Annotated in this window: 26 protein-coding genes; 15 read left to right on the top strand and 11 right to left on the bottom strand. The window is 73.0% G+C overall.

All coding sequences use genetic code 11. The features are described from left to right. Positions 1-44 precede the first annotated feature (44 nt). Complete coding sequence (locus AC07AW_RS33725; protein ID WP_478819277.1) at positions 45-875, top strand: TIGR02452 family protein; 831 nt, start codon at positions 45-47, stop codon at positions 873-875. A 77-nt stretch (positions 876-952) separates the two neighbouring features. Continuing rightward, complete coding sequence (locus AC07AW_RS33730; RefSeq protein WP_478819278.1) at positions 953-1,126, top strand: hypothetical protein; 174 nt, start codon at positions 953-955, stop codon at positions 1,124-1,126. A 102-nt stretch (positions 1,127-1,228) separates the two neighbouring features. Here AC07AW_RS33730 and AC07AW_RS33735 read toward each other — a convergent pair whose 3' ends face one another. The 4 genes from AC07AW_RS33735 to AC07AW_RS33750 all read right to left on the bottom strand — a co-directional run bounded on the left by AC07AW_RS33735 (position 1,229) and on the right by AC07AW_RS33750 (position 5,029). Then, positions 1,229-2,641, bottom strand: a complete 1,413-nt coding sequence (locus AC07AW_RS33735; RefSeq protein ID WP_478819279.1) for a flotillin family protein — start codon at positions 2,639-2,641, stop codon at positions 1,229-1,231. 83 nt (positions 2,642-2,724) lie between these two features. Then, entirely contained in the window at positions 2,725-2,955 is a 231-nt protein-coding gene (locus tag AC07AW_RS33740; RefSeq protein ID WP_478819280.1) for a hypothetical protein, read from the bottom strand. Positions 2,956-2,969: 14 nt separating this feature from the next. Beyond that, the gene (locus AC07AW_RS33745) at positions 2,970-3,677 is read right to left on the bottom strand and encodes an alpha/beta fold hydrolase (RefSeq protein ID WP_478819281.1); all 708 of its coding nucleotides are present in this window, start codon (positions 3,675-3,677) and stop codon (positions 2,970-2,972) included. A gap of 80 nt (positions 3,678-3,757) precedes the next feature. Then, a complete protein-coding gene (locus AC07AW_RS33750) occupies positions 3,758-5,029 on the bottom strand; it encodes an MFS transporter (protein WP_478819282.1) in 1,272 nt (423 codons plus the stop codon). A gap of 156 nt (positions 5,030-5,185) precedes the next feature. Between AC07AW_RS33750 and AC07AW_RS33755 the strand changes: the two genes are divergently transcribed. From AC07AW_RS33755 to AC07AW_RS33765, 3 genes are all read left to right on the top strand, one after another. Then, the gene (locus AC07AW_RS33755; RefSeq protein ID WP_478819283.1) at positions 5,186-6,220 is read left to right on the top strand and encodes a LacI family DNA-binding transcriptional regulator; all 1,035 of its coding nucleotides are present in this window, start codon (positions 5,186-5,188) and stop codon (positions 6,218-6,220) included. A 180-nt stretch (positions 6,221-6,400) separates the two neighbouring features. After that, positions 6,401-6,670: a hypothetical protein gene (locus AC07AW_RS33760; RefSeq protein WP_478819284.1), complete on the top strand. Its 270-nt coding sequence runs from the start codon at positions 6,401-6,403 to the stop codon at positions 6,668-6,670. A 151-nt stretch (positions 6,671-6,821) separates the two neighbouring features. After that, positions 6,822-8,009 (top strand): thiolase family protein, encoded by a 1,188-nt coding sequence (locus AC07AW_RS33765; RefSeq protein ID WP_478819285.1) that lies wholly within the window; start codon positions 6,822-6,824, stop codon positions 8,007-8,009. A gap of 62 nt (positions 8,010-8,071) precedes the next feature. Here the strand turns inward: AC07AW_RS33765 and trxA are convergent, their stop codons facing one another. Beyond that, on the bottom strand, positions 8,072-8,437 hold the full coding sequence (gene trxA, locus AC07AW_RS33770) for a thioredoxin (protein ID WP_478819286.1): 366 nt from the start codon (positions 8,435-8,437) through the stop codon (positions 8,072-8,074). Between the two features lie 114 nt (positions 8,438-8,551). Here trxA and AC07AW_RS33775 point away from each other — a divergent pair, with 114 nt between their 5' ends. Continuing rightward, positions 8,552-9,994: a dihydrolipoyl dehydrogenase family protein gene (locus AC07AW_RS33775; RefSeq protein ID WP_478819287.1), complete on the top strand. Its 1,443-nt coding sequence runs from the start codon at positions 8,552-8,554 to the stop codon at positions 9,992-9,994. Between the two features lie 30 nt (positions 9,995-10,024). On the opposite strand, the gene AC07AW_RS33780 is transcribed toward AC07AW_RS33775, so the two are convergent. Next, on the bottom strand, positions 10,025-10,651 hold the full coding sequence (locus AC07AW_RS33780) for a TetR/AcrR family transcriptional regulator (RefSeq protein ID WP_478819288.1): 627 nt from the start codon (positions 10,649-10,651) through the stop codon (positions 10,025-10,027). Between the two features lie 153 nt (positions 10,652-10,804). Here AC07AW_RS33780 and AC07AW_RS33785 point away from each other — a divergent pair, with 153 nt between their 5' ends. Both AC07AW_RS33785 and AC07AW_RS33790 read left to right on the top strand, forming a co-directional pair. Then, positions 10,805-12,208 (top strand): purine-cytosine permease family protein, encoded by a 1,404-nt coding sequence (locus tag AC07AW_RS33785; RefSeq protein WP_478819289.1) that lies wholly within the window; start codon positions 10,805-10,807, stop codon positions 12,206-12,208. Positions 12,209-12,247: 39 nt separating this feature from the next. After that, positions 12,248-13,909: an amidohydrolase gene (locus tag AC07AW_RS33790; RefSeq protein ID WP_478819290.1), complete on the top strand. Its 1,662-nt coding sequence runs from the start codon at positions 12,248-12,250 to the stop codon at positions 13,907-13,909. A gap of 213 nt (positions 13,910-14,122) precedes the next feature. On the opposite strand, the gene AC07AW_RS33795 is transcribed toward AC07AW_RS33790, so the two are convergent. The 5 genes from AC07AW_RS33795 to AC07AW_RS33815 all read right to left on the bottom strand — a co-directional run bounded on the left by AC07AW_RS33795 (position 14,123) and on the right by AC07AW_RS33815 (position 17,574). Continuing rightward, positions 14,123-14,833, bottom strand: coding sequence for an HAD family hydrolase (locus AC07AW_RS33795; RefSeq protein WP_478819291.1), 711 nt, complete (start codon positions 14,831-14,833; stop codon positions 14,123-14,125). Between the two features lie 27 nt (positions 14,834-14,860). Continuing rightward, positions 14,861-15,745 carry a F510_1955 family glycosylhydrolase gene (locus AC07AW_RS33800; RefSeq protein ID WP_478819292.1) on the bottom strand — a complete coding sequence of 295 codons (885 nt, stop codon included), beginning with the start codon at positions 15,743-15,745 and terminating at the stop codon, positions 14,861-14,863. Positions 15,746-16,013: 268 nt separating this feature from the next. Beyond that, positions 16,014-16,658 carry a DUF305 domain-containing protein gene (locus AC07AW_RS33805; RefSeq protein WP_478819293.1) on the bottom strand — a complete coding sequence of 215 codons (645 nt, stop codon included), beginning with the start codon at positions 16,656-16,658 and terminating at the stop codon, positions 16,014-16,016. 99 nt (positions 16,659-16,757) lie between these two features. After that, positions 16,758-17,177, bottom strand: coding sequence for a DUF6153 family protein (locus AC07AW_RS33810; RefSeq protein ID WP_478819294.1), 420 nt, complete (start codon positions 17,175-17,177; stop codon positions 16,758-16,760). Positions 17,178-17,229: 52 nt separating this feature from the next. Continuing rightward, positions 17,230-17,574, bottom strand: coding sequence for a tetratricopeptide repeat protein (locus AC07AW_RS33815; protein ID WP_478819295.1), 345 nt, complete (start codon positions 17,572-17,574; stop codon positions 17,230-17,232). A 104-nt stretch (positions 17,575-17,678) separates the two neighbouring features. On the opposite strand from AC07AW_RS33815, the gene AC07AW_RS33820 reads away from it, so the two are divergent. The 7 genes from AC07AW_RS33820 (at position 17,679) to AC07AW_RS33850 (ending at position 24,243) form a co-directional block, all read left to right on the top strand. Beyond that, a complete protein-coding gene (locus AC07AW_RS33820; protein ID WP_478819296.1) occupies positions 17,679-18,644 on the top strand; it encodes a pirin family protein in 966 nt (321 codons plus the stop codon). A gap of 315 nt (positions 18,645-18,959) precedes the next feature. Next, positions 18,960-19,622, top strand: a complete 663-nt coding sequence (locus tag AC07AW_RS33825; protein WP_478819297.1) for a hydrolase — start codon at positions 18,960-18,962, stop codon at positions 19,620-19,622. Between the two features lie 4 nt (positions 19,623-19,626). Further along, positions 19,627-20,136, top strand: a complete 510-nt coding sequence (locus AC07AW_RS33830) for a DoxX family membrane protein (RefSeq protein ID WP_478819298.1) — start codon at positions 19,627-19,629, stop codon at positions 20,134-20,136. Between the two features lie 100 nt (positions 20,137-20,236). Continuing rightward, positions 20,237-20,815, top strand: a complete 579-nt coding sequence (locus tag AC07AW_RS33835) for a Dps family protein (protein WP_478819299.1) — start codon at positions 20,237-20,239, stop codon at positions 20,813-20,815. Continuing rightward, positions 20,815-22,239 (top strand): dihydrolipoyl dehydrogenase family protein, encoded by a 1,425-nt coding sequence (locus tag AC07AW_RS33840; protein WP_478819300.1) that lies wholly within the window; start codon positions 20,815-20,817, stop codon positions 22,237-22,239. The genes AC07AW_RS33835 and AC07AW_RS33840 overlap by 1 nt, the downstream gene beginning before the upstream one ends. Positions 22,240-22,421: 182 nt before the next feature. Continuing rightward, positions 22,422-23,243 (top strand): alpha/beta fold hydrolase, encoded by an 822-nt coding sequence (locus AC07AW_RS33845; protein WP_478819301.1) that lies wholly within the window; start codon positions 22,422-22,424, stop codon positions 23,241-23,243. Between the two features lie 46 nt (positions 23,244-23,289). After that, the gene (locus AC07AW_RS33850; RefSeq protein ID WP_478819302.1) at positions 23,290-24,243 is read left to right on the top strand and encodes an alpha/beta hydrolase; all 954 of its coding nucleotides are present in this window, start codon (positions 23,290-23,292) and stop codon (positions 24,241-24,243) included. Positions 24,244-24,258: the final 15 nt, after the last annotated feature.

Genomic DNA, 24,258 nt, shown 5'->3' on the forward strand with positions numbered 1-24,258 from the left:
AAACCCTTTGTTCCCACGCATGCGAAACGATCATGCTGGGAGACATGAGTGCACGACTGCGCGAGATCGCGCGGCGGACCGAGGAGATCGTCGCGGCGGGCCACTACCGGGCCCCCGACGGCCGGACCGTCTCCCTCGCCGAAGACCTGGCCGCGGCCCTGGCCGGAACCCGCCTCCACGGCCCCGCCCCCGTCCCGGTCACCCCGGACACCGACCGCACGCCCACCCTCACCGTCACCCCCGAGAGCAGCCTCGCGGCGGCCCGCCGGATGACCACGGCCGACACCACCCGCCCGGTCGCCGTCCTGAACTTCGCCTCGGCCCGCAACCCGGGCGGCGGCTACCTCAACGGCGCCCAGGCCCAGGAGGAGGCCCTCTGCCGGGCCTCCGCCCTCCACGCCACCCTGCTGCGCGCCCCCGACTACTACGACCACCACCGGGCCCGGAGGGACGCCCTCTACACCGACCGGGTCATCCACTCGCCGGGAGTCCCTGTCTTCCGCGACGACCGGGGCGCCCTGCTCGCCGAGCCCTTCACGGTCGGCTTCCTCACCTCGCCCGCACCCAACGCGGGCGCCGTCCGCCGCAACACCCCCGAGCTCGCCCACCGGCTGCCCGCCGCCCTCGCCTCCCGCGCCGAGCGCGTCCTGGAGACGGCCGCCGCGGCCGGCTACCGACGGCTCGTCCTCGGCGCCTGGGGCTGCGGCGTCTTCCGGAACGACCCGGCGGATGTCGCGGGCACCTTCAAGGCTCTCCTCACCGGCGAAGGCCGCTTCGCCGGCCACTTCGAGGAGATCGTCTTCGCCGTCCTGGACCGAGCGTCCGGCACCCCGACGCTCGCCGCGTTCGAGCGGGTCCTCGCGAACCCGCTCTGACGTGCGGGTCTCCCGCCCCCGTGCCAGGCTGAGGGCATACGGACCATCGTCCGACACCCGTCACGGGAGGCACGATCGTGGGCAAGAAACAGACCCGGACGAACCGGGGAGCCCGTACCGGCGGCCATGAGCACCGCACCGAGGCGGCCGCGAAGGAGAAGAGCGCGCCGACCCCCACGAGAGACGTGGCGCCGACGCCCCTCGTCGAACACGCGTCCCACCGCAAGGAGCGCAGGTTCGGCCACAACTAGGCCTGACCGAGGCCATGACCGAGGCCACGCACGGTCCACGGGATCGCACGGACGGGCCCGGCGCCATGGACGGCACCGGGCCCGTTCGTCGCGTCCCCCTCACTACTTCTCGTCGCCCACCGGGATCTCCACGATCTCCTCGGAGCGCTGGACCGGCAGAACCGCCCCGGCCGGCTTCTCCTGCGTCGCCGGGCTCATCGTGGCCAGCAGCTGGCGGGCCAGCCCAAGGCCCGTCCCGCCCATGGTCAGGGCCTTGGCGAACACGTCCGCCATGCCGTCGGCGCCGTTGAGCAGCACCATCTGGTCGACGTTCCCGAAGGCGGAGGCACCCGCCGAAACGATCTCCGGCCACTTCTCGGCCAGCTGCTGGGCGACCACGGCCTCCTGGTTCTCCGCGAGCGCCGCCGCCCGCGCCTTGATCGCCTCGGCCTCCGCCAGACCCTTCGCGCGCGTGGCCTCCGCGATCGCGAGACCCTTGGCGTGCTGCGCCGCCGCCTCCGCCTCACCGGTGAGCCGGGTCGCCGTCGCCTTGGCCGCGCTCGCCAGCTCCGTCTCCTTCGCCTCGGCCTCGGCGGCCGAGATCCGGGCGTCACGCTCGGCCGCGGCCAGCGTCCGGGTCTCGTACGCCATGGCGTCGGCCGGCTTGCGGACCTCCGCCTGGAGCTGCTGCTCCTTGCGGTGACCCTCCAGCTCGGCGACCCGGGTCTCCTGGACGACGACCTCCTGCCGCGAGGCGGCGTCGGCCAGCGGGCCGGCCTGCCGGGCCCGGGCGGAGGCCTGGTCCCGCTCGGCCTGGTAGCCCGCCTGGAGGATCTCGCTGTCGCGGGTCGCCTCCGACATGCGTGCCGCGGCCTGCTGCTCGGCCTCGGTCGCCCGCCGGTTCGCCTCCGCCTGCGCGATCCGCGCGTCCCGCTGGACGGCGGCCGCGTGCGGGGCGGCCAGGTTCTTGATGTACCCGGTCGGGTCCTCGATCTCGTGGATCTGCAGCGAGTCGACGATCAGACCGAGCTTCTCCATCTCCGTGCCACAGGCCGACCGCGCCTGCCCGGTCAGCTTCTCCCGGTCACGGATCATGTCCTCGACCGTCAACCCGCCGACGATGGCGCGGAGATGACCGGCGAAGACGATGTGCACCCGCTCCGACATCAGCTTCTGCTGGTCGAGGAAGCGGCGGGCCGCGTTGGCGATCGACACGAAGTCGTCACCGACCTTGAAGATCACCACACCGCGGACCTTCAGCGGAATGCCCTGGTGCGTCACGCACTCCACCGACAACTGTGTCTCGTTGAGGTCCAGCGACAGCTTCCGTACCGCCTGGACGCCGGGGAGCACGAGGGTCCCGCGACCGGTGACGATACGGAACCCCATGCCGTCGCCGAGGCCCTCGTTCTTGTGGTTGGAACCGGAGATGATCAGCGCCTCGTTGGGTTCCGCGACGCGCCACATCATCTTGAACACACCGATCAGAACGGCGAGAGCGCCGACGACGACTCCCGCCAGAATGCCGATGCCCATGGACAAGGTCCCCCTTCACCGGAGCCGTGCGGATCCGGTGAAGGGAGTGTGCGCCCGTGACGGGCGCACACTCAACGGTTCGGTCAACTGTCGTACGCGGCTGTGACATAGACGGTGCGTGGAGGGAGATGTTCCATGACCATCACCACCGTTCCGACCTCGATCCGCTCCTTAGGCGAGGCGGGATACGCGAGGAAGTGCTCGGCCCCACCGCGGATCCGGACGATCACCTCGCCGACGAGGCCGGGGCCGACGGTGCCGGTCACCCGGCCGAGCAGTCCCACCATCGAGCTGTGCATCGACGCGTCGTCCATGCCTGAACGGTACGTCAGATCCAGCCGTCCAGGGCGGACATGAACCCGTCGAACTCGTCCCGGTGGACGGTGTGCCCCGCCCCCTTCACCGTACGGAGCTCGAATCCGCGCTCCGTCAGCATCCGGGCGTGCTCCGGCCGGACCAGCGTGCTCGGATCGGCGAGGGTGACGAGGGAGGGCACCACGGGCCGGACCGGCCACAAGTCGGCGCCCACGAACGGCGTGAGGCCATGGGCCGTCCGCTCGTCCCAGTCCCGTACCGACGCCATCTCGACGTCCACGTCCTCGTCCGGCCACTGCGGGTTGAAGCCCTGGATCTGCTCCCGGGTCATCGACTTGCCCCGGACGAAGAGCTCGGCCCGGTAGCCGCACGGGCCGGCCGCCAGATGCCAGGCCGGGTCGGAGTACACCGCGCGGGCCGGTGCGAGGCGCTCCACCGCCTGGGCGAGGACGAGCCCGCCGAGCGAGTGCCCGATCGCCAACTCGGCCCCGACGGGCAGGGATTCGACGAGGTCGTCGGCGTGGTCCGCCGGGCGGTACGCCTCCGGGCCCGCGGCCCGCTCGCTCGCCCCGTGCCCCCGCAGGTCCACGGCGATCACCCGGTAGCCGCGCTCCGCGAGCGCCGGACCGACCCGGCGCCAGGTGCGGTGGTCGGCCATGAGGCCGTGGACGAGCAGGGCCGTCCGGTCACCGGATCCCCACGTGGTGGTGTGCAGGCGCACGGCGCCGCCTTTCCTGCGGTGCTCGGCGGGCGCCGACGGGGGTCGGCGCCCGCCGCGGGACGGGGCGTGGCCGACGTCGGTCAGCGCACGCTGCGGATGGGGCGCACGGCCAGCGCGCCGAGTACCGACAGTACGGCCGCGACCACGAAGAGCGCCGTGTATCCGCCACTCAGCGACACGATGAGCGAGGCCACGAAGGGGGCGACGATCTGCGGGCCGGCGTTGGCGACGTTGAGGACGCCCATGTCACGGGCCGCGTCCTCGGCCTTGGGCAGCACCATGGTCACCAGGGCGGTGTCGACGGCCATGTAGCAGCCGAAGCCGAGGCCGTTGACGACGGAGAAGGCCAGCATCGCGGTCCAGCTGGTGGAGAGGGCCGGGATGAGCAGCGCGACGGCGGCGAGCGCGGCGGACGCGCCGACGAAGAGCTTGCGGCGGTCGAAGCGGTCCGAGAGCCAGCCGCCGAGGACGGTGGAGACCACCATGGCGACCGAGTTGACCGGCATCAGGATCGCCACGGCCTCCTCGGCGCTCAGTCCGGCGGGCAGCTCGGTGTGGTCCTTGAGGATGTACAGCTGGAAGCCGGCCACGGCGAAGTAACCGAGCACGAGCAGGGCGCGGCCGATGAAGGCCCAGCGGAAGTCGTGGTCCTTGAGGGCGCTGCCGAAGGCCGCGATCTGCTCCTTGACCGGCAGCGGTGCCTTCGGGGGCATGCGCTCCTCACGGGCGCAGGTGGTGAACAGCACGGCGGTGGCGGCGACGATCGCGCCGAAGACGAGGTAGCCGGTGCGGTAGTGCTCGGAGAAGGCCGCGCCGAGGAGGGCGCCGATCGTGGAGCCGATGGGGAGGCCGAGACCGACGGCGGCCGAGGCCTTGCCGCGCGCGGCCGTGGGGATCCGGTCGGGGACCACGGAGGTGATGGCCGCCTGGTAGATGTTCATGACGGCCTGGCCCAGACACCAGGCGATGGTGACCAGCAGGATCGTGTGGACGCTGCCGAGGAGCAGCATCACGGGGAGGGCGAGCAGGCCTCCGGCGAGGATCCACGGGTTGCGGCGGCCGGAGCGGTCCGAGAGGGCGCCCGCGACGGGGTTGAAGACGGTGGCGAAGATCGCGGATATGCCGGAGACGAGGCCGAAGTTCGCCACCTTGTCGGCGGGGTCGATGGCCTCGATCTGGAGCGCGAGGAGCATGCCGGGGACGCCGATGTACAGCGCGTACATCGCCGTGTTGCCGGCGAGCAGCAGGGGCAGCAGGCCGCGCGTCGGCCGGGAGGCCGTGGGGGAGCCGGCGGCGGTGTCGGTGCCGGCGGCGCCCGTCTCGGAGCCGGTCCCGGGGGAGGAAAGGGCCACTGTGCCCTCCTGAGGAGATCGCCCGATGCGGGGGCGAGAAGCGGATGGAACGAGGGAGGTGACACGTGTCAGTGACGCGTGTGAGCATTGTGTAGCACTCAAATCCGGCCATCCGCCAGACCCCGGGCCGGATTGTTCTGGAAAGATGCCGGATCGATGAGCCAGCCAACCGAACAGTCCCCCGAACGCCCCACCGGGCGCGCGGTCCCGACCAGCGCCGACGTCGCGCGCCTCGCGGGCGTCTCCCGGGCCACCGTCTCGTACGTCCTGAACAACACCTCGGCCGTCCGCATCAGCGAGCCCACCCGGCAGCGCGTGCGCGAGGCGGCCGAGGAACTGGGCTACGTCCCGCACGCCGCCGCCCGCAGCCTGCGCGCGGGCCACAGCCGCATGGTGCTGCTCCCGAGCTCCCACGTCCCCGTCGGGCCGCTGTACAGCCAGTTCTTCAACGACTTCCAGTGGGCCCTGCGCCGCCTCGACTACACGGTCGTGCAGTACGGCAGCGTGGGCCTGGAGGCCGAGGAGGCCGCCCGCGCCTGGGCCGAGCTGCGGCCGGTGGCCGTGGTCTCCCTCGGCGAGGTCGAGCTCACCGGGCAGGGCGTCGAGATCCTCAAGCGCTCCGGGGCCCGGGCCGTGATCACCCTCGGCACCCAGCGCGTCGAGGGCACCCACGCGCTCGTCATGGACCAGGGGCGGATCGGCGAGGTGGCCGCCGAACATCTCCTGGAGACCGGCCGGCGCCGGATCGGCGTCGTCGTACCCGAGGAGCCGGGCCTCGGCATGTTCTCCGGGCCCCGCCTGGAGGGCGCCCGCCGCGCGGCCGAGGGCGCCGGCGCCACCGTCGTACCCCTGCCGCTGCGGTACGAGGAGGAGTCGGCGGACGCGCTCGCCGCGCGGTGGCGCGAGCTCGGGCTCGACGGCGTCTTCGCGTACAACGACGAGTACGCCATGCTCCTGATGCGCTCGCTCCAGGACGCCGGGATCTCCGTGCCCGAGGACACCGCCGTCATCGGCGCCGACGACCTGCTCCTCGGCCGGCTGCTGCGGCCCCGGCTCAGCACCGTGCGGATCGACATGGTCGGCGGCCGCGAGCTGGCCGAGCTGGTCGACCGCGCCGTCCGCGAACCGGACGCCGCACCCCTCTCCCGCGACCTCCTCGACTCACGGATCGTCCGGAGGGAGTCCAGCTGAGGGCGGCCCGGCGCCCGGGACGTCGTCCGGCGGGAGTCGGTCCGAGAGCCCGGCTCGGGCGGGCGAGGCCCTCGGGCGGGCGAGGCACTCGGGCTGGCGAGGCTCTCGGGCGGGCGAGGGCCTAGGGCGGGCGAGGCCCCAGGGTGGGCGAGGCTCCTGCCGAGCGCTTAGCTTCGGTGCATGAGCAACGTTCCGAAGCGGTTCGAGATCCTGCTGGTGCCCGAGCACGTCGAGGACCGCGGCGGCGCCACCGTCGCGGACAGCGCCGTCCGCTCGGCCGTCGTCGAGGCCACCGGGCGGCACGGCGAGACGGGCTACCCGATCTACGAGGGCCACGGCATCCGCGCCGACATCGACACCGAGACGCTCACGGTCGAGGCGCTGCTCGTCGACGGCCGCGAGCTCGACTACGGCCTCACGGCCCTGGTCCGCCCCTCCGCGCCCCACTGACCCTCCCGTCCCTCCCCGGTGTCCCGAAGCGGCCCGTTGACATGGCGGGCCGTCGGACGGAGACTCTGCGCGCGCAATGCGGCGAAGATTGTTTCACCAGGCGAACAGCGTCGTCGTTCCGAAGGTACGAAGGTCACGTGGGAGAGAACCGATGAGCATCCGCGACGTCTACATCGTCGACGCCGTCCGCACCCCGATCGGGAAGTTCGGAGGCGCCCTCGCCTCCGTACGCCCCGACGACCTCGCGGCCCACGTGGTCCGCGCGCTCGTCGACCGCTCGCCCGCGCTCGACCCCGCGCGCGTGGACGACGTCTACTTCGGCGACGCCAACGGCGCGGGCGAGGACAACCGCGACGTCGCGCGGATGGCCGTCCTCCTCGCCGGACTGCCCGTCACCGTCCCCGGCGTCACCGTCAACCGCCTCTGCGGCTCCGGCCTCGAAGCCGTCATCCAGGCCGCCCGCGCCATCGCCCTCGGCGACGCGTCCGTGGCCATCGCGGGCGGCGTCGAGTCGATGTCCCGCGCCCCCTGGGTGCTGCAGAAGCCCGAGCGGGCCTTCCCCGCCGGCCACCAGCAGCTCCACTCCACGACCCTCGGCTGGCGCATGACGAACCCGAGGATGCCCGCCGAGTGGACGGTCGCGCTGGGCGAGGGCGCGGAGCTCGTCGCCGACAAGCACGGCATCACCCGCGAGCAGCAGGACGCCTTCGCGCTCGCGAGCCACCGCAAGGCGGCCGAGGCCTGGGCCAAGGGTCTCTACGACGACGAGGTCGTCCCGTACCCCGGGGTGGAGCTCGGCCGCGACGAGTGCATCCGCGACACCACGTCCATGGAGGCCCTCGCCAAGCTCAAGCCCGCCTTCCGTCCCGAGGGCGGCACCGTCACCCCGGGCAACTCCTCGCCGCTCAACGACGGCGCCGCCGCCCTGCTCCTCGTCGACGAGGACGGACTGCGCGAGACCGGCCGCGAGCCGCTCGCCCGGATCCGTACCTCCGCCGTCACCGGGATCGAGCCCCAGCTCTTCGGCCTCGGCCCCGTCGAGGCGGTCCGGAGGGCCCTGCAGAAGGCCGGGCGTTCCTTCGCCGACCTCACGACCTTCGAGCTCAACGAGGCCTTCGCGGCCCAGTCGCTCGGCTGCCTCGCGGAATGGCCGGAACTCGACCCCGAGATCGTGAATCCTCGCGGCGGAGCGGTCGCGATCGGTCACCCGCTGGGCGCGTCCGGCGCCCGACTGGCCGGCTCGGTGGCCCACCAGCTCGCGGCGGCGGGCTCCGGCACGGGCCTCGCGGCCCTCTGCATCGGCGTCGGCCAGGGCCTCGCCCTGGTCCTGGAACGCTAGGGCCTGTCCGACGACACGCGAGGGGGGTACGGGAAGCTGTCCCGTACCCCCTTCGCGGTGGATCACTTGGCCTGCGCGTCCTCGATGGACTTGCGCACCTCGTCCATGTCCAGCTTGCGCGCCTGCCCGATGACGTCCTCCAGGGCGTTCTCCGGCAGCGCGCCCGGCTGCGCGAACACGGCCACGTTGTCACGGACGATCATCAGCGTCGGGATCGAGCGGATCTCGAACGCCGCGGCCAGCTCCTGCTGCGCCTCGGTGTCCACCTTCGCGAAGACCAGGTCCTGGTGCCGCTCGGACGCCGCCTCGAAGACCGGGCCGAACTGACGGCAGGGACCGCACCACGAAGCCCAGAAATCGATGAGCACGAATCCGTTCCCGCTCACGATCTCGTCGAAGTTGTCCTTGGTGAGCTCTACGGTGCTCATACTGCCTACCTTTCGGGTCTCCTGGCGTGGTCCTCACGGTCCCCTGGGGACTCGCCCGGCACAACGGCGTATCGAGCCGCGCTATTCCGCACCGCTGCCACCAGACTGGGACCCATGACGCGAACGGTGGAAGACGAGCACAGCTACGACGTCGTGGTGATCGGTGCGGGCCCGGTCGGAGAGAACGTCGTCGACCGGGTGCGGGCCGGCGGCCTCACCGCGGCGATCGTCGAGAGCGAGCTGATCGGCGGCGAGTGCTCGTACTGGGCGTGCATGCCCAGCAAGGCGCTGCTCCGCCCGGCGATCGCCCGCTCGGACGCCCGGAAGGTCGCGGGGCTGCGCGAGTCGGTCTACGGTCCACTGGACGCCATGGAGGTCTTCGCCCACCGGGACAGGGTCGTCGGCCACTGGAAGGACGAGGGCCAGGTCGACTGGCTCGACTCGATCGGCGTGCGGGTCTTCCGCGGCCACGGCAGGCTCCACGGGCCCCGCCGGGTCGAGGTCACGGGCCCCGAGGGCGAGCGTCATGTGCTGACCGCCCGGCACGCGGTCGCCGTCTGCACCGGCACCCGCCCCCTCCTCCCCGAACTGCCGGGACTGCCCGCGGCGCACCCCTGGACCAGCCGTGAGGCGACCAGCTCCGACCGGGTGCCCGAGCGGCTCGTCGTGGTCGGCGGGGGAGTGGTGGGCGTGGAGATGGCCACCGCCTGGCAGGCCCTCGGCGCGAAGGTGACCCTGCTCGTACGGGGCGGGGGGCTGCTGCCGCGCATGGAGCCGTTCCTCGGTGAGTACGTGGCCGCGGCGCTCACCACGCGCGGCGCGGACGTCCGTACCGGCGTCTCGGTGAGCGCGGTGGTACGCGACGGGGGCACCGGCCCGGTCACCGTGGTCCTGGAGGGCGGCGACCACGTCGAGGGGGACGAGGTGCTGTTCGCGACCGGCCGCAAGCCGCGCACCGAGGACATCGGCCTGGAGACGGTCGGTCTGACACCGGGCACCTGGCTCGACGTCGACGACAGCCTCCGGGTCGACGGGAGCGACTGGCTCTACGCCGTCGGCGACGTCAACCACCGCGCGCTCATGACCCACCAGGGCAAGTACCAGGCCCGGATCGCGGGCGCCGCGATCGCCGCCCGCGCGCACGGCGGCGACTCCCTGGACACCGGGCGGTGGGGCGCGCACGTGGCCACCGCCGACCACGCGGCCGTGCCGCAGGTCGTGTTCAGCGACCCCGAGGCGGCCTCCGTCGGCCTCACGCTGGCCGCGGCGGAGCGTGCCGGGTACCGGGTCCGGGCCGTGGACCTCGACATGAAGCAGGTCGCGGGGGCCGGTCTCTACGCGCAGGGGTACCGGGGGCACGCCCGGATGGTCGTGGACCTCGACCGGGAAGTGGTCCTCGGCGCCGCCTTCGTGGGCCCCGGCATCGGGGAGCTCCTCCACTCGGCGACGGTCGCCGTCGCGGGCGAGGTGCCGATCGCCCGCCTGTGGCACGCCGTCCCCGCGTACCCGACGCTGAGCGAGGCGTGGCTGCGGCTCCTGGAGGCGTACCGGGGCTGAGACCGGAGGCCCACCGGGGCTGAGGCCCCGTCAATCCCCTTCGCTCTCCTTGGTGTTGAGGGGGATCAGAGCGCGCGCCGCCGAGCGGGCGGCCTCCAGGGCGGGCCGGGGGTCCCGCACCGGCTCCTGGCCCAGCACCACGCGGGTGCTCAACCCGTCGAGCAGAGCCAGGAGTTCGGAGGCGCGGGCGGCGGTGTCCAGCGGGGCGAAACGCCGGCGCGCCACGCCCGCCGTGAGCAGGGCCTCCAGGTCCTCCTGCCAGCCCGTGTCCAGTTCGGCCTGCGCCTCGCGGAGCGCGGTGTTGCCGGGGGTGCGGGCCCAGAGCTCGATCCACAGGGTCCAGCGCGGATCGCGCGGGCCGCGCGGGAGATAGAGCCGGAGGAAGAGGTCGAGCTTGCGCTCGGCCGTGATCCGGCGGGCGAGCAGCGCGCGCCGCTCCTCGGCGAGCGCGGCCTCGCTCCACCGGAGGGCGGCGAGCAGCAGCAGGTCCTTGCTGCCGAAGTAGTACAGGATGTGGCCGCCGCTGGTGCCGAGCCGCTCGGCGAGCGCCGACATGGTGAGGGAGGCGAGGCCGTCCTCGGCGATCGCCGCCATGGCCTCCTCCAGCATCCGTTCCTGGGTGACGTGTCCGTCCCGCCGTCGTGCCGCGCCTGCCACCGCCGCCGTCCCCGTCCTGCCGTTCCGCTCTGTCCTCCGCCTGCGGGTTCGACCTTAACCGCAACCTTCCCAGGTCTTGACGTGGCCTGAACCCATCGCACATCTTGAATGCCGTTCTAAAACTTAGAACGGCATTCAAGACAGGAGTGCGGTGTGCTCGAACACGAGACGGCGCCCGTGACCACGGGCCGGACAGCGACCGACGAGGTCTTCCAGGTCGAGGAGCACGGCATCGACCCCATCCCCGACGCAGAACGGCACGGTGGCGCCAAGGACGTCTTCTGGCTCTGGTTCGGCTCGAACCTGACCTTCACCTACGTCATCAACGGCGCCCTCGCCGTCGCCTTCGGGCTCTCCTTCTGGCAGGCCACCGCCGTCGTCGTGCTCGGCGGCCTCTCCTTCCTCGCCATCGGCGCGGCCGGACTCAGCGGCGTGCGCACCGGCACCGCCACCCTCGTCATCTCCCGCGCGGCCTTCGGCCGCCGCGGCAACTGGCCCGCCGGACTGCTGAACTGGATCGTCAGCATCGGCTACACCATCATCAACACCGTCGTGGGCACCCTCGCCCTCGAAGCCTTCTTCGTCGACCTCGGCTGGAACGGCGGCCACGCCGCCCGCGCGCTCGCGCTCGCCGTCACCCTCGCGCTGACCTTCGCCGTCGCCCTCTGGGGCCACGCCACCGTCCAGTTCGCCGAACGCTGGATGGCGTACGTCCTCGCCGCCGGCTTCGCCGCCCTCGTCGCCCTCGTCCTGCCCGGCGCCGACACCTCCGCCCCCGCCGCCGCGCCCGGCGCCTCCGGCTGGAGCCTCGCCTTCGTCGTCATGCTCGCGGGCCCCTTCTCGTACCTCCCCATGCCCGCCGACTACACCCGCTATCTGCCCCGCACCACCAGCCTCAAGGCCGTGACCTGGAGCGGCGCCCTCGGCGGCTTCGTCTCCTCCGTCGCCCTCGGTGTCGCCGGCGTGGCCGCCGCGACCCAGGTCGACATGACCGACGCCGTCGCGGGCACCGAGAGCCTCCTCCCCGGCTGGTTCCAGCCCCTCTTCCTCGCCCTCGTACTCGGCGGCTCCGTCACCAACTCGATCATCACGCTCTACTCGTCGAGCCTGAACCTCCAGGTCCTCGGCATCCCCTGGAGCCGGGCCCGGGCCATCGTCATCAGCGCCGCCGTCACCGCCGTCGGCTCCCTCGGCGCCCTCTTCCTCACCGACTTCACCACCTCCCTCCTCTCCTTCCTCTCCCTCCTGATCATCGTCTTCGCGCCCTGGGGCGGCGTCTTCCTCGCCGACATGGTGCTCCGCCGCTGCACCTACGACTCCGCCGGCCTGCACGCGGACACGGGCGGCGCCTACTGGTACCGCTCCGGCTGGCACCCGGCCGGCATCACCGCACTCCTCGCCGGCCTCGTCTTCTCCGCGCTCACCTGCGACTCCGAGCTGTGGACCGGCCCCCTCGTCGCCCCGCTCGGCGGCGCGGACCTCACGCTCCTCGGCGCGGTCGTCTCCGCCCTGGTGTACGTGCTCCTCGCCCGCCGCACCGTTGCCCCCGTCAAGTAACCGCCCCGACTTCCCTCGTACGACACGGAGTCCCGCCCCATGAACCGCACCGCCCCCGCCGACCTCGTCCTCACCGGGGCCCGCATCCACACCGTCGACCCGGCGCTCCCCGAGGCCCAGGCGCTCGCCGTCCGCGCCGGCCGCATCGTCTGGGTCGGCCCCGACGCCGAGGCCGCCGAGTGGACGGGCGCCGACACCCGGATCCTCGACGCCGGCGGGCGGCTCGTCCTGCCCGGCTTCGTCGACGCCCACAACCACGTCCGCCTCGGCTCCGACGACGCCTGCGTCCAGCTCGCCGGCGCCCGCACCCTCGACGAGATCCACGCACGCATCCGCGGCTGGCACGAGGCCCACCCGGACGCCCGGTGGATCGAGGCCGAGGCCTTCGACTACTCCGCGATCCCGGACGGGCGGATGCCCACCGCCGCCGACCTCGACCCGGCCACCGGAGACACCCCCGCCCTCGTCCTCAGCTACGACGTCCACACCGCCTGGCTCAACACCGCCGCCCTCCGCCGGCTCGGCGTCGACCGCGACCACACCGAGCTGCCCTTCGGACGGGCCGTCACCGACCCCGCCACCGGCGAGCCCACCGGCTTCGTCAAGGACTTCGCCGTCAGGGGCCTCTCCCGCGACGGCCACCGCGCCCTGCGCGAGCTCGGCCTCCCCTGGGCCTCGATCGACCGGCAGTACGGACGGCTCGCCAAGAGCCTGGACGACGCCATCGGCTACGGCATCACCACCGTCGTCGAACCGCAGAACTCCCTCGACGACCTCGCCCTCTTCGAGCGCGCCCGCGACGAGGGCCGGCTGCGCTCCCGGATCGTCGCCGCGCTCTTCCACCCCCGCGGCACCACCGAGGAGGACCTGGACGCCTTCGAGACGGCGGCCGACGCGTACGCCGACGACCGGCTGCGGGTCGGCCCGCTCAAGCTGTACATCGACGACGTCGTCGAACCCCGCACCGCCGCCCTCCTGGAGCCGTACGCCGGCTGCTCCCACCACCGCGGCGACACCTTCTACCCGCCCGAGGAGTTCGCCGAGCTCCTCACCCGGCTCGACGCACGAGGCTTCCAGTGCTTCGTCCACGCGACCGGCGACCGGGGCATCCGCACCGTCCTCGACGCCGTCGAGCGGGCCCGCGCCGTCAACGGGCCGCGCGACGCCCGCCACCAGGTCGTCCACGTCGAGTGCCTCGACCCGGCCGACACCCCGCGCTTCGCCGAGCTCGGCGTCGTCGCCTGCATGCAGCCCCGGCACGCCGCCCCCGACATCGCGGGACCCGGCCAGGACTGGGCCGAGAACGTCGGCCCGGAGCGCTGGCACAAGGCCTGGCCGCTCCGCAGCCTGCACGCGGCCGGTGCGGTCCTCGCCCTCTCCAGCGACTGGAACGTCGCCGAGATGGACCCGATGGTCGGCATCCACGCCGCCGTCACCCGCCGCCCGCCCGGCGGCGGCGAGGCCTGGACGGCGGGCGAGACGATCGACGTCGCGACCGCCGTCGAGGGCTACACGATGGGCTCGGCCCACGCGAACTTCCTGGAGCACGAGCGGGGCTCGCTGACGGTGGGCAAGCTGGCCGACTTCGTCGTCCTCTCCCGCGACATCCTGCGCATCGTCCCCGAGGAGATCCCGGGGACGGTGGCGGAGACGGTGGTGGTCGGCGGCGAGGTGGTCGTGGACCGCCGACCGGGAGCGTGACGGACCCTCGCACGCTCGGGCGGGTGCCGGTTTTGGGTCGCGGGGGATCGGGGCTGCCGTTCGGGCGGGTGCCGGTTTCGGGTCGCGGGGGATCCGGGCTGTCGCTCGGGCGGGTTCCTGTTCCGGGATCGGGGTCGCCGCTGGGGCGGGTGCCGGTTTCGGGATCGGGTTCGCCGCTCGGGCGGGTGCCTGTTCCAGGATCCGGGTCGGCGCTCAGCCGGCGATCCGCTCCAGGACCGGGGCCAGGGCGGACGGCCGCCGGTCGACGGGCAGCGGGTCGACGAAGTGCACCGGGCACCCGAGCGCCCGCGCACCCCCGTCGGCCGTCCGGTTGTCACCGACCATGAGCACCTCGGGCGGCGCGACCCCCAGGAGCTCGCAGCCGGCCCGGAAGATCGCCGGATCGGGCTTCTGGGCCCCCACCTCGTACGAGAGCACATAGCCGTCGACGAGCTCGTCGAACCCGTGGGCCCGGAACACCGGACGGAGGTCCCAGCCGATGTTGCTCACCACGACCACCGGTACGCCACGGCTGCGCAGGGCGCGCAGCGTGGCGCCGGTGTCCGGGTACGGCTGCCAGGCCGCCGGGCTCATGTGCCGCTCGTACAGCGCCGTCACGAGCCCGGGGTCGGTGAGCCCGGCCTCCCGGGTGAGCCCGGTGTACGCGGCGCGGTGACTCTCCGGAGACAGGTCCCGCTCGTCCCAGAGCCGCTCCAGATGGCCGGGCACCCGCTCCGGCTCGGCGCCGCCGGGCAGCGCCCCGTACCGCGTGAGCCGCCCGACGAGGTCGTCGAAGGACTCCGTGCCCGGCACCGGGCCGCCCCTCGGGCCGACAACGGCCGCGGCCCACTCCTCCACCGGTTCGATGTGCAGAAGGGTGCACGAGAAGTCGAACATCACTCCGTTGACCGCTGTGGTGATCATCCCGGGATCGTAGGCCGCCGGGGCCGGTCAGTGGCCGCCGTTCCCGGATTCCACCGAGAGGCGGCGCTCGAAGGTGCGGCCCGCGTCGCGTGACTCGTACACCCCGTCCTGGGTGGCGACGAGCAGTCGGCGGGCGTCCACGGCGGTGAGCGCCTGCGGGGCACCGCCCGGCACGGGGGCGACCCGGGTCCAGGCGGCGCCCCCGTCCGTCCCGCGGTAGAGGACGCCGTCCGGGTCGACGCCGAAGAGGGCGTCGGGGGCGGCCCACGACACGTACGCGAGGACCCGCTCGGAGGCCGGGGCGAAGCTCCGGCCGCCGTCCGTGGAGCGGACCACGCCGGTCTCGGTGGTGGCCAGGACGGTGCCGGGGGCGGCGGGGGAGACGGCGATGTCGAGGGCGCGAAGGGCGGCGCGGTCGTCCCAGGTCACGCCGTCGGTGCTGACCCGCAACAGGCCGTTCGCGCTGTCCAGGCCGTAGACGGTGGAGTCGGCCGCGGTGTCGAGCGCGTGGAAGTCGACCTTCCCCGCGAGGGACTGCTCGCGCCAGGTGCGGCCGGAGTCCGTCGACGCGATGAGCCCGAGGTCGGCGGGCCCATCGCCGCCGGGTGCAGGGTGCCCGCTGGCGAGGAAGTCGCCCTTCGCGGTGACGGTGAACCCCATGAAGTCGTCGCGGCGGTCGCCGACCAGGACCGGCCGGCCGTCGGCGTCCGGGCTGTGGAGGCCCTGGTGGGTGGCGACGTAGAGGGTGTCGCCGCGCATCCCGAGGCCGTGGATGTGGCTGAGCGCCGACCCGGAACCGGCGGAGTCGTCGGCCGGGTCCCCGGAGGAGCAGCCGGCCAGGGTCAGAGCGAGGGCGGCGGCGAGGGCGGCGCCGAGGGTGGTGGCCGGGCGGCCGGAGAAGTACGTCTTCATCGTTCTTTCGCCAGGGGTTCGGGAGGTACGGGGGTACGGGCGGGGCGCGGGTACGGGAGGCATGCGGGTACGGGAGGCATGCCGGTACGGGCGGGACGCGGGTACGCAAGGCACGGGGGTGCGGAACGTACGGGGGTGCGGAACGTACGGGGGTGCTGGAGGCACGCGGGTACGGCGGCGGGGGCGGCCCGTCCCGGGAAGGGACGAGCCGCCCGTGAGGCACGCGCACGCGTGGCCGGGGAGACGGGAGATCCGGCTCAGATCCGGCTCAGAGCCGGTCGAGGATCTTCCGCAGCTGGGCGACCTCGGCGGACTGGGTCCGTACGACGTCGTCGGCGAGCTTCTTGGCCGTGGCGTTGCGGCCGCTCTGCTGCTCGTCCTTCGCCATGGCGACGGCGCCTTCGTGGTGCGCGATCATCAGCTCGGCGAACTTGCGGTCGAAGGCCTTGCCCTTGACGGCGGCCAGGTCCTTCATGTCCTGGTCGGACATCATCCCGGCCATGCCGTGTCCGGAGCCGTGCCCTGCGGACTCGGGCTTGCCCCAGCCCTTCAGCCAGGCCTTCATCTTCTGGATCTCCGGGTCCTGGGCCTGCTCGATCGCGGCGACCAGCTTCTTGACCTCGGGGTCCTCGGCCCGGCCGTCCGCGAGTTTCGCCATCTCCAGGGCCTGCTCGTGGTGGGGGATCATCATCTGCGCGAACATGACGTCCGCGTCGCTGAAGTCGCCGGGGGCCGAGTCGGCGCCGGGGGCGGCGGGAGCGGAGGCGGACGCGGTGGACGTGGCGGACGTACCGCCGTGGTCCATTCCGCTCATGCCGTCGTCGGTGCCACAGGCGGTGAGGAGCAGTCCGGCTGCGGAGAGGGCCCCGGCGAGGGCGATCTTGCGGGTGGTGCGGTTCGTGAAGGCATGCATGGTGATACCTCGTGTGTGCTGTGTCTACGTACAGGCGGAAGGGGGACCGAGAGACGCGTGCGGGCAGCGCGAGGCGACCCGTGGCGCGTCGGGTTCGGTCTAGATCCGCAGGACGGACAGCCGGGCGAGGTCCGGGGGACGTGGGGGAGGGGCGTGCGGCCCGAGCGCGGGGGTGAGCCGCGCGAGGAGGAGGGTGAGCCAGTCGGGGCGGCGCCCGAGCGCGGCCCGGAGGAGGCCCGCGAGCAGCCAGGCGCCGAGGACGGCCACGCAGAGGGTGGTCATGTCCATCCCCGAACCCGGCTCGTGCCGGGCGTCGGAGCTGTCGCCGTGATGTGCGGGGGCGGCCTGGGCCGGCGCGCTGTGGTGCGAGGCGGCAGCGGTGTCCATGCCGCCGCCGGAGCCCTCGGGGTGGCCCACCGCGTGCATCAGGAACACACCGAGCGCGAGCACGACGACGAGCAGGAGGTGCCCGATGGCACCTCCTGCTCGTCTGCCGCGTTCCGCTCGGTGTGCGCGCACGATTCAGGGCCTCCTGGCCCCGACGATACCGTGCGGGGGTATCAGTCGCGCGTCAGGACGGGGTCTCGCCCGTCATGGCGGCGGCCATCCGCAGGTGCGGCGCGGCCTCGTCCCGGCGGCCCTGGCGCTCCAGGGTGCGTCCGAGCATCAGCCGGGCGTAGTGCTCGACCGGGTCACGGTCCAGGACGGCGCGCAGCTCGGTCTCGGCGCGGGAGAGCTGGGCGGAGTGGTAGTAGGCCCGGGCGAGGAGGAGCCGCTGGGCCGTCTGCTCCGGGTGTTCGGCGACGAGGCCGCTCAGGATGCGGATGGCGGTTCCGTACTCCTTGGCCTCGAAGAACAGCTGCGCGCGGTCCCAGCGTTCCCCGGCCGTTCCGAACTCGTAGTACGTGTCGCTCACTTGCTCTCCCTTTCCGGGGCTCCGGATCTGCCACCCTGTGGGGTGGTCGATCACGTCAACACCGCCGGTTAGTTGAACATTCCACCAAGGATGGGTTGAGTGTCATGAGCAATCTCGATCGTCAGGCCGCGCTGACCGTGTGCGGCGGCCGCGGCTTCGTCGTCGCCGAACCCGTACGGGAGCTCCTCAGCCCCCGCCGCGTACAGCTCGGCGAATCGACCGAGGTCCGCAGGCTGCTCCCGAACCTGGGCCGCCGCATGGTCGGAGCCTGGGCCTTCGTCGACCACTACGGCCCCGACGACATCGCCGACGAGCCCGGCATGCAGGTCCCTCCCCACCCGCACATGGGGCTGCAGACCGTCAGCTGGCTCCACGAGGGCGAGGTGCTGCACCGCGACTCCACCGGCAGCCTGCAGACGATCCGCCCGCGCGAACTGGGCCTCATGACCTCCGGCCGGGCGATCTCCCACTCGGAGGAGAGCCCCCGGCCGCACGCCCGCTTCCTGCACGGCGCGCAGCTCTGGGTCGCCCTCCCCGACACCCACCGCCACGTCGAGCCGCACTTCCAGCACCACGCCGAACTGCCGCAGGTCACCGCCCCCGGCCTCACCGCCACCGTCATCCTCGGCACCCTCGACGGCGCGACCTCGCCCGGCACCACGTACACCCCGCTCGTCGGCGCGGACCTCGCCCTCGCGGCGGGCACCGAGACGCGCCTGCCCCTGGAGCCCGACTTCGAGTACGCGGTCCTCGCCATGTCCGGCGAGGCCCATGTCGACGGCGTCCCCGTCCTGCCCGGCTCCATGCTCTACCTGGGCTGCGGCCGCACCGAACTCCCCCTCCACGCCCTCTCGGACGCCGGCCTGATGCTCCTCGGCGGCGAGCCCTTCGAGGAGGAGCTCGTCATGTGGTGGAACTTCGTGGGCCGCACGGACGAGGAGATCCGCAAGGCGCGGGAGGACTGGATGACGGGCGACCGCTTCGGCGAGGTGAAGGGGTACGACGGAGACCGGCTGGACGCCCCGGAGGTTCCGGCTACCCAGCTGAAGGCGCGAGGTCGGGTGCGCTGACCTGGGGTTTTCTCCCCGGAGTCGATGGAAGGGCGGGGGTTGCCCGGGCCCGCCTGTCGCTGTCGTCGCGGGTGTGGGAGGGGGCGTGTGGCAGCCCCTCCCAGTCGCGCAGGAGGCGGGTGTGCTTCCAGGATGTGCTCGCGTCTGAGTGGTCTGGTGACATTGCGTGGCTCTCGTCCTTGACCGGTTGTGCGCTGTCGTGCCAACTCCTGGGCGCAGGAAGTCAAGGCGGTCGGTCGGGTCGCTCGTAGCTTGAGGAAGTGCCGAGCCGCGGACGCGGCGGGCACGGTACCGATTGCTTCGAGAGGACCCCTCATGTTCGACATCAACAAGGTGCAGGCCGCCCCCAGCGCGGACCTTCTCACGCCCGACAACGCGGTCATGCTCTTCGTCGACCACCAGCCGCAGATGTTCTTCGGTACCGGCAGCGGCGACCGGGCCGCGATCATCAACAGCACCGTGGGTCTCGCCAAGGCGGCGCAGGCGTTCGATGTGCCGGCCGTTCTGACCACGGTGGCCGCCGAGTCGTTCTCCGGGCCCCTGCTGCCGCAGCTCGCCGAGGTGTTCCCCAAGAACGAGGTCATCGACCGCACCACCATGAACGCCTGGGAGGACGAGGCGCTCGTGGCGGCGGTCAAGGCGACCGGGCGCAAGAAGATCATCCTGGCGGGTCTGTGGACCGAGGTCTGCCTCGTGCTGCCCGCGCTCTCCGCCCTTGAGCAGGGGTACGAGGTGTACGTGGTCTCCGACGCCTCCGGCGGCGTCAGCCCGGCCGCCCACGAGCACGCGCTGCAGCGGATGATCGCCGCCGGCGCCGTCCCCGTGACCTGGGTCCAGGTCCTCCTGGAGCTGCAGCGCGACTGGGCGCGCCAGGAGACGTACGGCGCGGTCATGGAGATCGTCAAGGCCCACGCGGGCGCGTACGGCCTGGGTGTCGTGTACGCGCAGTCGGTCATCGGCGCGCACGCGGCGGGCTGACCCCTTGGACACCGGCATTCTGATCCTGCGTCTGCTGGTGGGCCTGCTCGTCGCCGGCCATGGGGTGCAGAAGATCAGTTCGCACCTGGGCGGTAGGGGACTCGAAGGCGGGACACAGGAGTTCCGCGCCGACGGCTTCCGCGGCGGAGCCCTCACCGCCCTGGCGGCGGGCGCCGGCCAGATCGGCTCCGGCCTGCTGCTCGCCGCCGGCCTCCTGACACCGCTCGCCGCGACCGGCGCCATCGGGGTCATGACCGTCGCCCTCACCGTGAAGTGGCGCCACGGCCTCTGGGTGCAGAACGACGGGTACGAGTACCCGCTCGTCCTCATCGGCACCGCCGCCGCCCTCGCCGCCACCGGACCCGGCGCCTGGTCCCTCGACGCGGTCCTCGGCCTCACTCCGTACCCGCTGTGGTGGGCCGCCCTCGCGCTCGTGGCCGGTCTCGGCAGCGGACTCCTCACCCGGCTCGTCCTGCACCGGCCCCCCGCCGCCCCGGCGATCGCCGAGCGCTGAGCGCTCAGCGCGAGCAACGCAGACCGGGTCCGGCCGGCCGTGCACCCCCGACCGGGCGGCCGGACCCACCCACCCACCTCTCCCTGTACAGGAGCACTCGATGGACACCCTCACGTCTCCGCACGGCGGCGGCCAGCCGCTGCTGCACCAGAAGGGCGCCGAGACCCAGGCGTTCGGCACGCTCAAGCAGCTGCCGATCGGTCTCGGCCACGACACCCGCATGTACGCGTGCCAGCGGCTGAACCGCGTACTCGCCGACACACAGATCCTCTACTCCCTCTACAAGAAGCACCACTGGCTCATGCGCGGGGCGACCTTCTACTCGCTCCACCTGATGCTGGACAAGCACGCGGAGGCCCAACTGTCCATCGTGGACGCGCTGGCCGAGCGGGTCCAGAGCCTCGGCGGCGTCGCGGTCGGGGACCCGCGCCACGTCGCGGAGCTGACCGCGATTCCCCGTCCGCCGGACGGCGTGGAGCCGGTTCCGGTCATGCTGTCGCGGCTCCTCGACGCGCACGAGCGGATCCTGATCGACGCGCGGGACGCCGCGGCCCGGCTCTCCGGCGAGGGCGACGAGGGCAGCGCCGACCTGCTCGTCTCCGATGTCATCCGCACCGGCGAGGCGCAGGTGTGGTTCCTGGCCGAGCACCTCGTGGACACCCCTCTGGTGCACGGCTGATGGACACGTACGACGTGGTCGTGGTCGGCGGCGGACCGGCCGGCGAGGTCGTCGCCGACCGGGTCGTCCGGTCCGGTCTGACCGCCGTCGTCGTCGAGGCCGACGCGGTCGGCGGTGAGTGCTCGTACCGTGCCTGCGTGCCGAGCAAGGCCTTGCTGCGTCCCGGCGCCGCCCGAGCGGAGGCCCGCTCGGTCGACGGGGCCCGGCAGACGGTCACGGCGCCACTCGACCCGGCGCGCGTACTTGCCCGTCGAGACCGCTTCACCGGGCGCGGTGACGACACCGGCCAGGCCGACTGGCTCGACGGTGCGGGCATCGCGCTCGTACGGGGCCACGGGCGGCTTGCCGGAGAGCGCCGGGTGGAGGTGACCGGGGCCGACGGTGCGGTCCGCACCCTGCGGGCCCGGCTCGCGGTCGTCCTCAGCCCCGGCACGGAACCCGCCCTGCCGCCGGTCGAGGGGCTCGACGGGATCGGTGTGTGGACGAACCGGCAGGCCACCACGGCCGATGCGGTGCCGGAGCGGCTGGTCGTCATCGGCGGGGGAGTGGTGGCCTGCGAGATGGCCACCGCGTGGCGCTCGCTCGGCTCCTCCGTCACCCTGCTCGTCCGCGGCCAGGCCCTGCTGACCGACTGGGAGCCCTGCGCCGGCGAAGAGGTCACCCGGGGACTGAGCGACCTGGGCGTCACGATCCGCTTCGGCGTCTCGGCCGTCCGGGTCGCCCGTGACGTCGACACCCGCACGGTGACCGTGGAGACCGACGACGGCGCCACCCTCGTCTGCGACGAGGTCCTCGCCGCCGTCGGCCGACGCCCGCGCACCGCGGACCTCGGTCTCGGCTCCGTCGGGCTGCCGACCGGCGACTGGCTCCAGGTCGACGACACCTGTCGGGTCACCGCGGTCGACGGCGACTGGCTCTATGCCGTCGGCGACGTCAACCGGCGCGCGCCGCTGACCCACATGGCCAAGTACCAGGCCCGCGCCTGCGCGGCGGCGATCGCCGAGCGAGCCGCTGGGCGTGCGGCCGTCACCGGCGGCCGGCAGCCGTGGAGCGCGGAAGCCGACCGTTTCGCCGTCCCGCAGGCCGCCTTCACCCGTCCCGAGGTCGCGAGCGTCGGTCTCACGGAACGCGCGGCACGCGAAGCGGGTCTCGCGGTACGCACGGTGGAGTACCGCCTCGACGACGTCGCCGGTGCCGCACTCCACGCCGACGACTACCGCGGCCTGGCCAAGCTCGTCGTGGACGAGACCAGAGGGGTCGTCGTCGGCTGCACCCTCACCGGCCCGATGGCGACCGAGCTCATCCACACGGCCACGGTCGCCATCGTGGGCGAGGTCCCTCTGGAGCGTCTGTGGCACGCCGTGCCGGCCTTTCCGACGGTGAGCGAGGTCTGGCTCCGGCTCCTGGAGGCGTACGGCCTCTGAGGCCTGGACCCTCTCTCCCCGAGCCCCTCTCCCCGAGCCCCGCTCGACCGAGCCCCTCTCCCCGAGCCCCGCTCGACCGGCGTACCCCTCCCGCTCGACCGAGCCCCGCTCGACCGGCGTACCCCTCCCGCTCGACCGAGCACACCCCAACGCTTCCCCACCCGACAAGGACACACCCACCCATGCGACTCACGAGGCGCACCCTCGCCCTCGCCGTGCCCGCGACGCTCGCCGCCCTGATCGGCGCCGCACCCGCGAGCCGCCCGGCTGCCGCGAACACCGACCGGCAGGACCCCAAGCCCACGATCGTCCTGGTCCACGGAGCGTTCGCGGACGCCTCCAGCTGGAGCGGCACGATCAGGCGGCTGCAGCACGCCGGCTACCCCGTCCTGGCCCCCGCCAACCCGCTGCGCGGTCTCGCCGCAGACACCGCCTACCTGCGCAGTGTGCTGGCCGCCGTCGACGGACCCGTCGTCCTGGTCGGACACTCCTACGGCGGCGCCGTCATCAGTGGCGCCGCGGTGGGCAACAGCCGTGTGAAGGCCCTCGTCTACATCGCCGCATTCACCCCGGACAAGGGCGAGAGCGCGGCCGAACTCGCCGCCAAGTTCCCCGGCTCCACCCTCGGCGACACCCTGAACCCGCGGTCGTACCCGCTGCCCGACGGTGGCACCGGCACCGAACTCGTCATCGAACGGTCCAAGTTCCACCGGCAGTTCGCCGCTGACGTCCCCACCGCCGACGCGGCCGTCATGGCCGCGACCCAGCGCCCGGTCGCCACCTCCGCGCTGGAGGAGACGGCCGGGGAAGCCGCCTGGAAGACGATCCCGTCCTGGGCGCTGATCGCCACCGCCGACAAGAACATCCCGCCGGCCGCCGAACGGTGGATGGCCCAGCGCGCCGGTTCGCAGATCACCGAAGTGGACGCGTCCCATGCAGTGGCCGTCTCCCGCCCGGCCGTGGTCACCCACGTGATCCTCGCCGCCGCGCGGGCGACCGGCTGACGCTCCGAACCGCCCGTCCCGTACACCCTCCGAAGGAGTACCCCTCATGACGAACCGACCGGTCCTCGAACCCGCCGCCCAGGCCTTCGCCGACGCCACCGCCCAGCCGCCGTACCTCTACCAGATCCCCGTCGCGGACGGCCGTAAGGCCGTGGACGACGTCCAGAGCGGTGAGGGTGTCCCGCTGCCGGACGTCGACGAGGAGTGGATCACCGTCCACGGCGGCCCGACCGGCGACGTCCGCGCCCGCATCCTCCGCCCCCGAGGCGCCACCGGCCCGCTCCCTGTCATCCTCTACATCCACGGCGCCGGCTGGGTCTTCGGTAACGCCCACACCCACGACCGGCTCGTCCGCGAGCTCGCCGTCGGCACCGGGGCGGCCGTCGTCTTCCCCGAGTACGATCTCTCGCCCGAGGCCCGCTACCCCGTCGCCATCGAGCAGAACTACAGCGTCGCCCAGTGGATCGCCCGCGAGGGCCACCACAAGGACCTCGACGGCACCCGGATCGCCGTCGCGGGCGACTCGGTCGGCGGCAACATGAGCGCCGCCCTCACCCTCATGGCCAAGCAGCGCGGCGACGTCACGCTCGTCCAGCAGGTCCTCTTCTACCCGGTCACCGACGCGAGCTTCGACACCGACTCGTACCACGCCTTCGCCGAGGGCTACTTCCTGCGCCGCGACGCCATGAAGTGGTTCTGGGACCAGTACACGACCGAGGAGGCCGAGCGCGCCCAGATCACCGCCTCGCCGCTGCGCGCCACCACCGAGCAGCTCACCGGCCTGCCGCCCGCCCTGGTCATCACTGCCGAGGCCGACGTCCTGCGCGACGAGGGCGAGGCGTACGCGGCCAAGCTCCGCGCCGCAGGCGTCCCCGTCACCGCCCTGCGCGTCCAGGGAGTCATCCACGACTTCGTCATGCTGAACGCGCTGCGCGAGACGCACGGCGCCGAGCTCGCCATCGGTGTCGCCACCGACGTCCTGCGCAAGGCCCTCGCGTGACCGGGCCCTCCACGA

The organism is Streptomyces sp. NPDC044003, assembly GCF_056435185.1.

What these genes read in the sequence shown, in the direction of transcription:
- AC07AW_RS33840 (WP_478819300.1), top strand. Translation starts at nt 20,815, where the DNA reads ATGGACACGTACGACGTGGTCGTGGTCGGCGGCGGACCGGCCGGCGAG.
- AC07AW_RS33820 (WP_478819296.1), top strand. Translation starts at nt 17,679, where the DNA reads ATGAGCAATCTCGATCGTCAGGCCGCGCTGACCGTGTGCGGCGGCCGC.
- AC07AW_RS33825 (WP_478819297.1), top strand. Translation starts at nt 18,960, where the DNA reads ATGTTCGACATCAACAAGGTGCAGGCCGCCCCCAGCGCGGACCTTCTC.
- AC07AW_RS33845 (WP_478819301.1), top strand. Translation starts at nt 22,422, where the DNA reads ATGCGACTCACGAGGCGCACCCTCGCCCTCGCCGTGCCCGCGACGCTC.
- AC07AW_RS33760 (WP_478819284.1), top strand. Translation starts at nt 6,401, where the DNA reads ATGAGCAACGTTCCGAAGCGGTTCGAGATCCTGCTGGTGCCCGAGCAC.
- AC07AW_RS33850 (WP_478819302.1), top strand. Translation starts at nt 23,290, where the DNA reads ATGACGAACCGACCGGTCCTCGAACCCGCCGCCCAGGCCTTCGCCGAC.
- AC07AW_RS33795 (WP_478819291.1), bottom strand. Translation starts at nt 14,833, where the DNA reads ATGATCACCACAGCGGTCAACGGAGTGATGTTCGACTTCTCGTGCACC.
- AC07AW_RS33835 (WP_478819299.1), top strand. Translation starts at nt 20,237, where the DNA reads ATGGACACCCTCACGTCTCCGCACGGCGGCGGCCAGCCGCTGCTGCAC.
- AC07AW_RS33765 (WP_478819285.1), top strand. Translation starts at nt 6,822, where the DNA reads ATGAGCATCCGCGACGTCTACATCGTCGACGCCGTCCGCACCCCGATC.
- AC07AW_RS33740 (WP_478819280.1), bottom strand. Translation starts at nt 2,955, where the DNA reads ATGGACGACGCGTCGATGCACAGCTCGATGGTGGGACTGCTCGGCCGG.
- AC07AW_RS33725 (WP_478819277.1), top strand. Translation starts at nt 45, where the DNA reads ATGAGTGCACGACTGCGCGAGATCGCGCGGCGGACCGAGGAGATCGTC.
- AC07AW_RS33805 (WP_478819293.1), bottom strand. Translation starts at nt 16,658, where the DNA reads ATGCATGCCTTCACGAACCGCACCACCCGCAAGATCGCCCTCGCCGGG.
- AC07AW_RS33735 (WP_478819279.1), bottom strand. Translation starts at nt 2,641, where the DNA reads ATGGGCATCGGCATTCTGGCGGGAGTCGTCGTCGGCGCTCTCGCCGTT.
- AC07AW_RS33800 (WP_478819292.1), bottom strand. Translation starts at nt 15,745, where the DNA reads ATGAAGACGTACTTCTCCGGCCGCCCGGCCACCACCCTCGGCGCCGCC.
- AC07AW_RS33775 (WP_478819287.1), top strand. Translation starts at nt 8,552, where the DNA reads ATGACGCGAACGGTGGAAGACGAGCACAGCTACGACGTCGTGGTGATC.
- AC07AW_RS33755 (WP_478819283.1), top strand. Translation starts at nt 5,186, where the DNA reads ATGAGCCAGCCAACCGAACAGTCCCCCGAACGCCCCACCGGGCGCGCG.
- AC07AW_RS33790 (WP_478819290.1), top strand. Translation starts at nt 12,248, where the DNA reads ATGAACCGCACCGCCCCCGCCGACCTCGTCCTCACCGGGGCCCGCATC.
- trxA (WP_478819286.1), bottom strand. Translation starts at nt 8,437, where the DNA reads ATGAGCACCGTAGAGCTCACCAAGGACAACTTCGACGAGATCGTGAGC.